General features: G+C 50.1%; 11 protein-coding genes. 7 read left to right on the forward strand and 4 right to left on the reverse strand.

Going from position 1 to position 12023, the window contains the following annotated elements:
* Positions 1-72 precede the first annotated feature (72 nt).
* The gene (locus EHSB41UT_RS10270) at positions 73-1929 is read right to left on the reverse strand and encodes a hypothetical protein (RefSeq protein WP_087109428.1); all 1857 of its coding nucleotides are present in this window, start codon (positions 1927-1929) and stop codon (positions 73-75) included.
* Between the two features lie 150 nt (positions 1930-2079).
* Here EHSB41UT_RS10270 and EHSB41UT_RS10275 point away from each other — a divergent pair, with 150 nt between their 5' ends.
* The 5 genes from EHSB41UT_RS10275 to EHSB41UT_RS10295 all read left to right on the forward strand — a co-directional run bounded on the left by EHSB41UT_RS10275 (position 2080) and on the right by EHSB41UT_RS10295 (position 7290).
* Positions 2080-4236 (forward strand): protein kinase domain-containing protein, encoded by a 2157-nt coding sequence (locus EHSB41UT_RS10275; protein ID WP_087109430.1) that lies wholly within the window; start codon positions 2080-2082, stop codon positions 4234-4236.
* 63 nt (positions 4237-4299) lie between these two features.
* Positions 4300-4878, forward strand: coding sequence for a TRAP transporter small permease subunit (locus EHSB41UT_RS10280; RefSeq protein WP_242667277.1), 579 nt, complete (start codon positions 4300-4302; stop codon positions 4876-4878).
* Positions 4878-6242 carry a TRAP transporter large permease gene (locus EHSB41UT_RS10285; RefSeq protein WP_087109432.1) on the forward strand — a complete coding sequence of 455 codons (1365 nt, stop codon included), beginning with the start codon at positions 4878-4880 and terminating at the stop codon, positions 6240-6242. Before EHSB41UT_RS10280 ends, EHSB41UT_RS10285 begins: the two co-directional genes overlap by 1 nt.
* Before the next feature lie 62 nt (positions 6243-6304).
* Entirely contained in the window at positions 6305-6724 is a 420-nt protein-coding gene (locus tag EHSB41UT_RS10290; protein WP_087109433.1) for an acyl-CoA thioesterase, read from the forward strand.
* A gap of 122 nt (positions 6725-6846) precedes the next feature.
* On the forward strand, positions 6847-7290 hold the full coding sequence (locus tag EHSB41UT_RS10295; RefSeq protein WP_087109436.1) for a hypothetical protein: 444 nt from the start codon (positions 6847-6849) through the stop codon (positions 7288-7290).
* Here the strand turns inward: EHSB41UT_RS10295 and EHSB41UT_RS10300 are convergent.
* Positions 7287-7955, reverse strand: coding sequence for a fumarylacetoacetate hydrolase family protein (locus EHSB41UT_RS10300; RefSeq protein WP_087109438.1), 669 nt, complete (start codon positions 7953-7955; stop codon positions 7287-7289). The genes EHSB41UT_RS10295 and EHSB41UT_RS10300 overlap by 4 nt on opposite strands.
* A gap of 149 nt (positions 7956-8104) precedes the next feature.
* On the opposite strand from EHSB41UT_RS10300, the gene EHSB41UT_RS10305 reads away from it, so the two are divergent.
* The gene (locus tag EHSB41UT_RS10305) at positions 8105-8365 is read left to right on the forward strand and encodes a DUF4404 family protein (protein ID WP_087109439.1); all 261 of its coding nucleotides are present in this window, start codon (positions 8105-8107) and stop codon (positions 8363-8365) included.
* Between the two features lie 86 nt (positions 8366-8451).
* Here the strand turns inward: EHSB41UT_RS10305 and EHSB41UT_RS10310 are convergent, their stop codons facing one another.
* The gene (locus EHSB41UT_RS10310; protein WP_087109440.1) at positions 8452-9861 is read right to left on the reverse strand and encodes an FAD-binding oxidoreductase; all 1410 of its coding nucleotides are present in this window, start codon (positions 9859-9861) and stop codon (positions 8452-8454) included.
* A gap of 185 nt (positions 9862-10046) precedes the next feature.
* On the opposite strand from EHSB41UT_RS10310, the gene serA reads away from it, so the two are divergent.
* Positions 10047-11276, forward strand: a complete 1230-nt coding sequence (gene serA / locus EHSB41UT_RS10315; protein WP_087109442.1) for a phosphoglycerate dehydrogenase — start codon at positions 10047-10049, stop codon at positions 11274-11276.
* Positions 11277-11327: 51 nt separating this feature from the next.
* On the opposite strand, the gene EHSB41UT_RS10320 is transcribed toward serA, so the two are convergent.
* The gene (locus EHSB41UT_RS10320) at positions 11328-12014 is read right to left on the reverse strand and encodes a fimbrial biogenesis chaperone (RefSeq protein ID WP_087109444.1); all 687 of its coding nucleotides are present in this window, start codon (positions 12012-12014) and stop codon (positions 11328-11330) included.
* Positions 12015-12023: the final 9 nt, after the last annotated feature.

The following is a 12023-nucleotide window of genomic DNA, read 5'->3' on the forward strand; positions in this document are numbered from 1 at the left end:
TTCTTGGACGATGACAGTATCCGTGGCGCTTATGACAATTCTATGAATAGATTGTTACAGATTTACTACACGCTATTTTCTCCTGTACATCGAGGGAACAAGGGTAGGAACCATATGTGTTGTCAGCTTCATCAAATCGGCATCTTCAAACAGCAATGTCTGTACGGGAGCCGCCCTTGAAGGTGTAAGTGAGTGGCTTGAATACCCACATGCTGTCAGACAGATCGGCTCAATGTCTGCCATCAACAACTGCAGTTTTCTGCTCGCTTCACTTACATCGAATATTTTATCAACAGCCTGCACGGTAGAGAGTGCCATTTTGGTCATATCCTTACTGAGCTGAATCCGGCTCGGCCTTGTTGCCGATGGCAGGGCCATGGAGTGTGCCACCTGCTGTCGGGTCAGCATCGTATGGGCGATCGGCCACTGGCTGGTCAGGTAGTCAAAGTAGAGTCCGTCTGTAATGCTGTGAGAAGCATGGGCCAGCCATTCAAATATACCGGCGGCAGGACGCCTCAGCCGCTTGAGTTCATTCAGAGTGGTATCAACCATATAAAGAGCCATTGGCGCTTCCAACAGCATCATCAAAGCTTCAGCAGCCTCGGTTTCCGAGCCGGATTGCGCCAAGGCGTTCAGCTCATTGAATATTTTGACGACCATGAGATCCAAATCATTGGTCACACTTTCGGTGTCGTGCACTTCCAGCAACTTCTCATAATAGGTATCGGCTTCTTTAAAGCTTTCTGGTCTTACTCCCGGGAAGAAGGGCCGTGTCAATTTGTAAACAAAAGGCCGTTGTCTTATCAAAGCATGTTCGAGGGCTGCCGCCATCAAGTGAAAATCCAGAACTACGCCTGAGCCCTCATACACATTTTCAATATATGTCTGTAATGCTCTGGTGAGATCAGGCCAGTCTGCGGAACGGCTTTTCATGTAGGCGGGCAGCCCAAGCAATTCTTCGGGAGACATCTTTGAGGATGAGCCATGCCCTTTTTTATGCATCTTCCTGTTAAACAATAACCACCACTCCCGGTGCTTGTTGTCCTGCGCCATGATTTTGATAATGGCATCACTCACCGGTAACTCTGCGGCAAAGGAAATCTGCTTATTGGTCGTGTTCAAGGGAGTCAGTTGTAGAAACAACTCTGGCCCCCGATAGCGCAACAGGCTGAGGAGCACATTAAATATCTGGGCAAGGCTGCCAATACTCTCTGACTCGTATGTCCCCGGAATTTTACGTTTGTACATAACATGATCAGTACGCCGCCAGAGATCCTCACTGTTCTCTCTCAATGTGCCATCGGGCTTAAAAATCGTTCCCCAGAATATGCTCAGAAGATCGAGAGTCATCTTCCGATCACCAGCAGTTGATAGAATCTCCAAACACAGCGAAGCGACTAACTTTCGGACGAAGTTCTGCCTCTTTTCCAGCGGAACACCTTCAGCCTTCTTGGATTTTAAAAACATCTCCAAGCCTGTGAGCCCTCGTCTGTTCAGCTTTTGTGATGCCAGATTGTCAGGCGTGTTGATAATGCGTCCGTCCTGCTCAATAGTGCTGGCAACTTCCGGATACTTTTTCCGGAATGCGTCCTGATTCAGGACAATCACATCCAATGCCTGAGCATCGCCCGCCAATGACATATACACACTCTGACCAGCCTTGCGATCAGGGCTCGCGTAAATGCTCATGGTTTGCATAAGGGAATCCATAACCTGATTCTTCACGCTCACAGAAGCCAGTTCTGCGGTTGGAATATCCTTTTTTAACTGCAGACTTGTTAGAGTGGCATCTTCCGGAGAGTCGTTGTCGGACCAGGCTTTAAGCAGATCAACATCATCCTCGTCATCCTCATTCCACATGGCAGGAGCGGGGATACTGAGCCCCAGAAACAAGGTCATAATCAGAAATGCGAAGAAGCGTTGAGTCATGCCTGCGGTTCAGCCTTTGATCGCCCCAGAACGGATGGAGGATCAAACGTAGACCATCTGTTTTATTTTTGTTGTGTGATTCCTTTTCAAATGTCTAAACCGTGCTATTTCTTTCCTTCCTGATTTTCCAGCCGCCTAGTACGGGAGTTTATGTCACGGATAGCTTTGAATAATTTATGCATCCGTATTGCTTATCTCATTAGCCTTATTCTGGTTTCCATCAGCCATGATTCATTCGCCTATTGGTATATGGAGCTGGAAATCACTCTGGATCCGCGCAATCCATGGGTGAGCATAACCGGTGTAGATTCGATAAAAATCTTACCTGCCTCAAATACGTTGAAAGGCACACCACATTCTCCACCAGAGTACTATCTGGTTGGTAAAAGCAGTCAGCACGCTATCGCTCACGATAGTAGAAGACCTGGAAGAAGAAATTCTTTTGCCACTGCCAATCGGATACCGACTCTGTATGCCATACAGGTTGTAGAGGGCACAGGTTACTTACTGCGATCCAGGCTCTCATCTGCTCCAGATAAATCTGATTTTTTAATGGTTATGGAGGTGATTGATCAGACGCCTGCTGAAAACTGCTCGCCTTTCTTCGCCACCCTCTATGCCAGTATGTATGGGAATATCGATCACTCTTTATTTAATACAGGACAATCTGAGTCGTCCGAAAAAGTCCTGAAAGCTCTATTGATGCACTGGGCACGTAAGTTGGAGGGCTCGATAAAAGAGGGCTGGGGACTCAGTACTCTGTCCATTATGTGGCGTCAGGTTTTCGCCGAGGACAAAATCACCTTCTCTACAAATTCAAATGACAAAGACCCAGAACCTCCTGTGGCGTTGCTTAAGGAGATGACTCTGGAAGTCAAAGCGAATAAGCAGCACACGCCTCAGCAGAAAAAGCCTTATAAGCCCCCAAAGCTGGATGACAGCCTCTTTGAGGATAACTCCAGCGGTGACGACGCTTCTGAAGATGAAACCACGCCACTCGCTTTAGCGGGTCAGCCGATATATCAGAAGATGCCGCAACGCTCCCTGCGCAGAATTACCCTTAAGGAAGGAAGCAGTGAGGAGTACCAGGAAGCCGTTGCTCAAATTAATAATGCCACCGAGCAGCAAAAGGTTGATGCCCAGAAAAAAGATATCAATGCAAAATCAACTCTTAAACGTCTGGACCTTGAGCGTCTGGAAGTAAATAGAAAGCTTGTTGGTGTTTATCTGGCCAAGCAACCTGGAGCCGAATCCATCGTTTATAGCGGTTTTCTTCAGAACGATGCCGAGCCGGCCCGGTATATTGCGGTAAAACAGACTTGCTGCCGTGCCAATGATCCAGTCTCGATACAGCGCAGGGAAAGGCTGCTGAAGTATTTTGATCACCAGCTTCAGCATTCCAACCTTATCCCTGTCTTACACTGGCAAAGATACAGAGACAGCCTGATAACCATCGAACCATTGATGTATCCCCTTGAGCTCAAAGGCCCCATGGCAATGGCGGAAATCAAACAATTTGCCAGGCAGATGCTTGATGTACTCGCATATTTACACTCTCTCCACTATGCCCATCTGGATTTCAAACCTGCCAATGTCGTTTTTCGCAAGAGAAAGGACGCACCAAAGTTGTTTGTTCTGACAGACTTGAGCACCATGCGGCATATCAGTCTGGAGCCAGAACAGACACAGGACAATCAGGAGCCGTTGGTAGGAACTTTGACCTTCCTCCCACCAGAGACAATAGACATGGCTCTGAAATACCAGGCCGGAAAAGCCATAGATACCAGTCTGATCCAACCTTTCACTCAGGACCTTTTTGGCTATGCCATATCATTGATAGCACTGTATTTTGGCGAAGATCTCCGCCTCGCACATAATCGCTTCGTGTCTCCGGATAATCCGAAAGTCGATACTCTGCCCGAATACCGGGATATGTTAACGACGCTGCTAAATAGCACTTACAGCACAGAATCCTTTTCCAGCAGTTTCTTAACCATGCAGAAGTCCCTGGCCCCCCACTTCAAGGCTCTGCCTGATTTCTGGTTCATGAACTTATTGAGGGACGTTTTAAGCTACTGTCGGCAAGCCAAGCACAATACTGCCAGCATACTCTACAAAAACCACTTTCAACTTAACGGTCCTGGTCGCCTGACTCCACCTCTTCCCAGTCACTCACAGTTAGTGGTTCCCAAAAGAAACAACTATCCCCCTGTTGTTCAGCCGCTGCCTGCCTCTGGAGTTAACTCTGGCAGCAACCAGCCTGTGTTCCCGACCATGAGCCGAAGGGATTATCGCAAACCTGATTAAGTATCGACTCACTTGAAGCCGCAGGTATACTAGGCGCAAACAATAATAAAATGGATTTTTGCAGTGGATTTCTCCAAGCAACCAGGGATTGTCAGAGTTGCCTTCTCGATTATTCGCATCACAGATTCCTTCACTGAAGTCACAGGGCGCGTTCTGTCCTGGCTGAATATTGCTCTGGTCATAAGCATCTGTACCGTCGTGTTTATGCGTTATGTGCTCAGCCTCGGCTCCATTGCCTTGCAGGAGCTGGCCATCTATCTCCATGCGTTTATCTTTCTGGGTTGCTGCGCCTACACACTTCGCCATGATGGCCACGTACGGGTCGATATCTTTTATCGTCGTTTCTCTGCTCGTAAAAAAGCCATTGTTAATGTTCTGGGAACACTGTTCCTACTCACGCCTGTCAGTCTGTTTATTGGCTATGCCAGCTGGGATTACATAGAGACCGCCTGGCAGTTGAGAGAATCATCACACGACGCTGGCGGCCTGCCATGGGTTTATCTGTTGAAAAGCATGATTCTGTTTCTGGTAGCCACGCTGCTTATTCAGGCCATTGCTGAACTGTTACGCGGACTGCTAACCATCAGCGGCTATCCAGCTGCAATTGAACGCTCTGCCGAACCACTGCAGGAGGCTGCGTAATGGATTATACGCCGCTGCTCATGTTTGCCGTTGTCTGCCTGATTCTTCTGGCAGGTTACCCCGTTGCCTTCTCTCTCGCCGGAACCGCTCTGGCCTTTGCGGCCATCGGGATAATGAATGGTGTCTTCGAGCCCGCTTTTCTCAACGCTCTGCCCAGCCGCCTTTACGGCATTATGACCAACCAGACTTTACTCGCTGTACCGCTGTTCGTACTGATGGGCGTAATGCTGGAAAAGTCTCGGGTGGCGGAAGATCTGCTCGATAATATGGCCAGATTGTTTGGCCGTATGCGCGGCGGGCTTGGCATCTCTGTCACTCTCGTTGGCATGCTGCTGGCGGCCAGCACCGGTATTGTAGGTGCGACCGTTGTGACAATGGGCCTACTTTCGCTGCCCAGTATGCTAAAGCGCGGTTACGATCCCTCGCTGGCAACAGGCGCAATTTGTGCCACTGGCACATTGGGACAAATTATCCCGCCTTCCATCGCACTGGTTCTGCTTGGTGATGTTCTCTCCAGTGCTTATCAGCAGGCACAGCTCAAGCAAGGTATCTTCTCTCCAGAAACGGTTTCTGTGGGTGACCTGTTTGTAGGGGCTTTGATTCCAGGCCTTATTCTTGTGGTGCTGTATATCACTTACCTGCTTATTGTCGCCTGGCTTAAGCCAGAGAAATCTCCAACCATTGAGATAGATGAAGACTTACGCTTCTTTGATCTGATCAAAAGCCTTCTTCCACCGTTACTGCTGATTTTTGCAGTTCTTGGCTCAATCCTTACGGGGGTCGCAACTCCCACCGAAGCTGCCGGCGTTGGTGCTCTTGGTGCATCGTTGCTGGCTCTCCTTAAGCGACAGATGTCATTTTCAAAGCTGCATGAGGTCGTTACCAGCACCACTCGTATCACCTGTATGGTCTTTATGATCCTGATTGGGGCTTCTGTTTTCTCGCTGGTGTTCCGTGGGTTTGGCGGGGAGGAGCTGATCCACCAACTGTTTGAAAGTATGCCGGGCGGTGTGTTTGGCGCAACGCTGGTTGTGATGCTGGTGATCTTCGCCCTGGGCTTTATTCTCGACTTTATCGAGATCACTTTTGTCGTTGTGCCAATTGTAGGCCCGGTTTTGCTGGCTATGGGGCTTGATCCGGTCTGGCTGGGCATTATGATCGCCGTGAACCTGCAAACGTCGTTCCTGACACCGCCATTTGGGTTCGCACTGTTCTATCTTCGCGGTGTGGCTCCTGATACAGTACGCACTATAGAAATCTATCGCGGTGTTGCACCCTTTATTCTTATCCAGCTGATCCTGCTGGGCTTGTTGGCCGTATGGCCGCAACTTGCAACATGGCTACCCGAGCAGGTTTATGGTTAACACCCAGAAGCCACTGGCTCTTGAGGCAACCTCTCGACAACAATAAAAATGAGCCCTCTCTAATGGAAGTATTGGAATACGAAGCAACGACTGACGCTGAGTCCGACGCTCTCCCGGCGCCCCAGGGTGAACTGACCCTGCAGATTCCAGCCATGCCCAGAGATACCAATCCGGATAATGATATTTTCGGAGGCTGGGTTGTCTCCCAAATGGATCTGGCAGCAGAGATTACTGCTCGCCGGGTTGCGAAAGGGCGCGTCACTACGATTTCCATCCACCAGCTCAACTTTCTGCGGCCTATCGAAGTCGGCGATATGGTCAGCTGCTACACCAATGTCACCAACATTGGCGGCAGCTCCATTCATATCGATGTGGAAGTCTGGGTTCAGCCACCGGCTGAGCAGGTTCCCCACAAGGTAACTGACGGCACATTTGTCTTTGTTGCCATCGATGCCAACCGCCGCACCCGCAGGATTCGATAATCGCTGATGGTATAAGACCTTCGTCGTAGTCAGACGTTTTTGCGACCAAGGTCTTATAGAATTCTTACCGCCTTCCTCCAATAATCGACCAAAGTTGATTAACTCAAGGTCGAGGAGGATGCATGTCAGCCATCGCAGCACAGCTTGAATATCTGTCGCTTAAAGTGCGACCGCTTCTCCCTGCCCCTGACGTAAAAGCACGTTTCAAGCGCCGGACAGTTAAGGTCGTGCAAGCCAGCAAGTCCCGGATAGGTGGCTTTTTCCGCAACTTCGGCAAGAACGTTCGCTTAGGTGCCAGAAACTTCAGACGCGCCCAAAATGTTGCTCTACTTCTCCTGCTGCAAAGGCTCAGTCAGCTGTCCTATATCGCTCTCCTGGAATACTTCAGTATGTTTTCGGGTATTCCCGTTCCACAGTCTTATTACGTGCTGGATCTTGTCTGTAATGTTGAGGACAGCCTGAATATGAACAGCTCGGTACCGGTGAATAACTTTGTGCAGGACTACACCCAGCGCCACGCTCCCGGAATGGCTCTGGATGCGGCTTATAAAATGGTCTGTTCTTAAACAACCTTTGTTGTCGCCGTCACCAGTCCAGGCAACTCGGCTTTCAGCTCCATGCCGGACTCAAGCTTACCCACACCTGCCGGCGTGCCCGTCAGAACTACATCGCCGGGTTGCAGTGTGAAGTATTTGCTGATGTAGGAAAGCAAAGCCGGAATCCCAAACAGCATCTGGGCACTGCTGCCATCCTGTCGTACATCACCATCAATCGTCAGCTTCACCGGAATATCATTAAGGTTCTGCCCGGTATATTTCAAAAACCCGGAGAGAGGGCTGGCTCCATCAAAGGCCTTGGCTTTTTCCCAGGGATGACCTTTCTCTTTCAGCTTTGATTGCAGATCCCGCAAGGTCAGATCCAGAGCAACGCCTAAACCGACAATGCCGTTGGCCGCTTCAGCTTCTGAGACATTCTTCATGGTTTGACCAATCAATATGGCAATCTCAACCTCGTAGTGCACATCCCCCAGCTCAGGAGCGAACACAAGGTCCTCTTCGAGTGGCGTAATCGCAGTGGCAGGTTTGATAAACAGAATAGGATCAGTTGGAATCGGGTTATTCAGCTCCCTGGCGTGTTCGGCGTAGTTCCGACCAACACAGACAACCTTGCCAACAGGAAGATCTACAGCTGAGTCTGCACTCTCTTCGCTAAACCAGTGATGCTGATACATGGCATATTCCTCAAGTATTTTTCTTGTTTCAGAGCATTTGGGCGTGTTGATGTTTCAGGGCTATGATGAAAGTGCATAGGGGGAAATCTGCTATGCAACAATAAAACCTCAACAGTCCTCAGGCTGAACCTCTGATAGGGGTAAAACATATGAGCGAAGAACTTCAGCTCCGCATCCAGACCCTGCACGATATGCTCGAAGGCCAGCCAGTCGATGAATGCACTGCGGCCACACTCCGGCAGGTCACCAATGATCTCCAGATTGCTTTGGCTCAGGCTGAGGGTACGATTCCCGAAGAAGCCTATAACGAAGAACTGGAAAAAGCCGCCATAGAGTTTGCCGAAGACCATCCGGCTATCGCTCAGGTTATACGTCAGATTATGAATACGCTGGGTAATATTGGTATTTAAAAGCCGGGTATATAAAAGCCCGATATTTAAGAGCCCTATCCGGCGGCAGGCACCAGAGAAGCTCTGGTGCCAAAGCCTGTACGAGCTTATAGATCGAAAATTTTGCCCGGGTTCATAATGCCGTTCGGATCAAACACCTTCTTGATACCGCGCATCATCTCAATCTCTGCAGCACTGCGGGTGTAAGTCAGATAATCCTTTTTCAGCAGCCCGACACCATGCTCGGCTGAAACTGAACCGCCATAGTTCTGCACTATCTCAAATATCCACTTACTCACCCGATTGCACTGCTGCAGAAACTCCTCACGATCTAAAGCGTCCGGCTTGAGGATATTCAAATGCAGATTGCCGTCTCCGATATGACCAAACCAGATAATTTCAAAGTCTGGATATTCACGGGAAACCACATCATCAATCTCTGCCAAAAAGCCCGGCACCTTGGAAACCACCACCGAGATATCATTCTTGTAAGGTGTCCAGCGGGTGATGGTTTCACTGATATCTTCCCGGCAGCGCCATAGGTTCTGCAGCTGTTGCAGGCTTTGGCTCATCACGCCATCCAACACCCAGCCTTGCTCCATGCAGTGCTCAAATAGTTCCATGGCGGTATCCGACACAGCTTCGCTGGTGCACTCAAACTCCAGCAGCGCATAAAAAGGTGTGGGTGTTTCAAACGGACGCGGAATACCGGAGTGTTCAACAACCTTGGAAAGCGCCTGCTCTGAGAAGAACTCAAACGCGGTCAGATCCATCTTCTCCTGGAAGGTTTTCAGGATGGACATCACACCATCCATATCTTCCGCCCCCAGCATCAGCACAGTCAGTTCCTGAGGCGGACGGGCCAGACGCATAGTGGCTTCAACAATAAAGCCCAGCGTCCCTTCTGCACCGATAAAGAGCTGCTGCAGGTCGTAGCCGGTATTGTTCTTCATCAGGCCATTATTGAGTTCAAGCAGTTCACTGGTACCGGTCACCACTTTCAAGCCGGCCACCCAGTCCCGAGTCATGCCATAGCGAATAACCTTGATGCCGCCTGCGTTGGTCGCGATGTTGCCGCCAATCTGGCTGGAGCCGCTGGAGGCGAAGTCCACCGGATAGAACAGCCCCTGATCTTCAGCAAACTGTTGCAACTGTTCCGTGATAACGCCCGGGCCACAGGCAACAGTACGATCTATCGCATTGAATCCCGAGATGGTGTTCATACGGTCAAAGGCAACCACGATCTCACCATTGGTGGCGACAGCCGCAGCACTCAGTCCGGTACGGCCGCCGGATGGGACAAGGCCGATCTTATGTTCATTGGCAAAACGGGTAATCGCCTGAACTTCTTCGATCGAGGCAGGGAGAACAACGGCTAGTGGGGAAGGGTCAAGAAAACGGGTCCAGTCGCGACCGTAATTAACTAATGAGTCATCATCGGTAAGGACTTTGGGTTCACTGCCAGTCAACTCTGCAAGCGTGGCTTTAAGAAGGCTAATTAACTGCTCTTTATTCATTCTTCCGGCTGCCTTTTTATCGTTAAGCGTACAAACCGCGATACAATGTGCCGCCATTGTACGCATATACCGAAAAGTTTTCTCTAACCGTTGCGCGCCATGTGTTAGTATTGCCCTCCCGTATGAGGGTGCGGGCTTATCCAAGACATCAAATCACAACATCAAAGCAGTCAGGAAAAGTGAGCATGGCCACAACTTCTCTCGACAAAAGCAAGATCCGTTTTTTGTTACTCGAGGGCGTCCACCAGTCTGCCGTAGCGTCACTGCAGGCCGCTGGTTACACCAACATTGAGTATCTCAAAACCTCTCTCCCCGACGAAGAACTCAAGCAGAAAATCGCTGACGCGCACTTTGTTGGTATTCGATCCCGTACACAATTAACCCGTGAGGTTTTTGAAGCTGCCGAGAAGCTGATTGCCGTTGGATGTTTCTGTATCGGTACCAATCAGGTTGATCTGGAAGCGGCGACCGAGCACGGTGTTGCGGTCTTTAATGCTCCGTATTCCAACACCCGTTCCGTCGCCGAGCTTGTGCTCGCAGAAGCCATTATGCTCGCCCGCGGCATTCCAGAGAAGAATGCTCTGGCCCACCGTGGTGGCTGGCTGAAGAGTGCCGCCAACTCGTTTGAAGTCCGTGGCAAGCGTCTGGGTATTATCGGTTACGGCAATATCGGCTCTCAGCTCAGCGTACTGGCTGAATCTCTGGGTATGGATGTTGTTTACCATGATGTGGTCACCAAGCTGCCGCTGGGTAACGCTAACCCCATGCCTTCCCTTGAAGAGCTGCTGGCAACCTCTGACGTTGTTTCCCTGCATGTTCCTGAGACAGCAGAAACCCAGTGGATGATCGGCGAGAAAGAGCTGGCCACCATGAAGAAGGGCAGCATCCTGATTAACGCGTCCCGCGGAACGGTTGTCGATATTGATGCACTTGCTAAAGCCATGCAGGACAAGCACCTGGCTGGCGCGGCTATCGATGTATTCCCGGTCGAGCCTCGTTCCAACGATGATGAGTTTATCTCTCCGCTCCGCGAGTTCGATAATGTCATCCTGACGCCGCACATTGGCGGCAGCACGCTGGAAGCACAGGAAAACATTGGCGTAGAAGTGGCTGACAAGCTGATCCGCTACAGTGATAACGGTACATCTTTGTCGTCTGTGAACTTCCCGGAAGCGTCCTTGCCAGCCCATGCCGGCCACCACCGAATCCTGCATGTTCACCACAACATTCCAGGTATTCTTGGCCGTATTAACCAGATCTACTCTGAGCAGGGTGTGAATATCTCCGGTCAGTTCCTGCAAACCAATGAAAGCATTGGTTATGTGGTAACAGACCTGCAGGCAGACCACAGCCGTGAGGCTATCAAGAAGATGAAAGAGATCGAAGGCACCATTCGCTGCCGGGTTCTCTACTAAGCGACACCATCCCGCTACGCTCAAACACAGAGAGTAGCGGGATAATCCTCACTAAAAACTCATCTCATGTGACTCAATGCCATCTGCGGCATCAAACTGCACAGTTTCTTTGCCAGATAACTCAAGCTCCCAGACGTTTCCAGGGTAGAGACGGTTCTCGACAAAGTACTCACAGTCCACGGGCTTACTGTCCCGACACTGTCGAATATTACTGAGATAAACATTGGTATTGCTGTTGTTGGTCAGCGTCAGCGTATTGCCTTCCCGTTTACCCACCAGATCAAACACAGTCTTTTCTGGCCGTACAATAATGAGTGCCTGATAACCGACCATCAACTTAACCGCATTCTGTTCTGACTCAAACTCACCTGCGACTGGAGAGAAGTTCACCCGGAAGATTCGCTCTTCGCTCTCGGCCGGAAGCAGGTTCACCAGTCGAACCAGTCTGCGTCCTGCGGGTGGGAGAATCACACGGTTAGGCGAGGCCACCAGACCTATCTTGGAGGGATCATCGGTAATGATGCGAGTCTCTGCTGGTGTTCCAGGCTTATCCACTTCAAGAACCTCAACATTGATAAACAACGTCTCGGACTCGCTGGTATTAATCAGCTGGACATCATTACGGCTTGGCGAATCTTTCGTGAAATCAACAATAATCCGATCTACAGCCAGCTGAGCCAGAATGGATTGCGACAACACCAATCCGGCAACAGCAATCAAGAAACGTAATCGATTCATACAAACCAC

This window comes from Parendozoicomonas haliclonae, assembly GCF_900174585.1.
Classification (GTDB): domain Bacteria; phylum Pseudomonadota; class Gammaproteobacteria; order Pseudomonadales; family Endozoicomonadaceae; genus Sansalvadorimonas; species Sansalvadorimonas haliclonae.

Coding starts and splice junctions, on each gene's coding strand:
- EHSB41UT_RS10270 (WP_087109428.1), bottom strand. CDS start 1,929: ATGACTCAACGCTTCTTCGCATTTCTGATTATGACCTTGTTTCTGGGG.
- EHSB41UT_RS10275 (WP_087109430.1), top strand. CDS start 2,080: ATGTCACGGATAGCTTTGAATAATTTATGCATCCGTATTGCTTATCTC.
- EHSB41UT_RS10285 (WP_087109432.1), top strand. CDS start 4,878: ATGGATTATACGCCGCTGCTCATGTTTGCCGTTGTCTGCCTGATTCTT.
- EHSB41UT_RS10290 (WP_087109433.1), top strand. CDS start 6,305: ATGGAAGTATTGGAATACGAAGCAACGACTGACGCTGAGTCCGACGCT.
- EHSB41UT_RS10295 (WP_087109436.1), top strand. CDS start 6,847: ATGTCAGCCATCGCAGCACAGCTTGAATATCTGTCGCTTAAAGTGCGA.
- EHSB41UT_RS10300 (WP_087109438.1), bottom strand. CDS start 7,955: ATGTATCAGCATCACTGGTTTAGCGAAGAGAGTGCAGACTCAGCTGTA.
- EHSB41UT_RS10305 (WP_087109439.1), top strand. CDS start 8,105: ATGAGCGAAGAACTTCAGCTCCGCATCCAGACCCTGCACGATATGCTC.
- EHSB41UT_RS10310 (WP_087109440.1), bottom strand. CDS start 9,861: ATGAATAAAGAGCAGTTAATTAGCCTTCTTAAAGCCACGCTTGCAGAG.
- serA (WP_087109442.1), top strand. CDS start 10,047: ATGGCCACAACTTCTCTCGACAAAAGCAAGATCCGTTTTTTGTTACTC.
- EHSB41UT_RS10320 (WP_087109444.1), bottom strand. CDS start 12,014: ATGAATCGATTACGTTTCTTGATTGCTGTTGCCGGATTGGTGTTGTCG.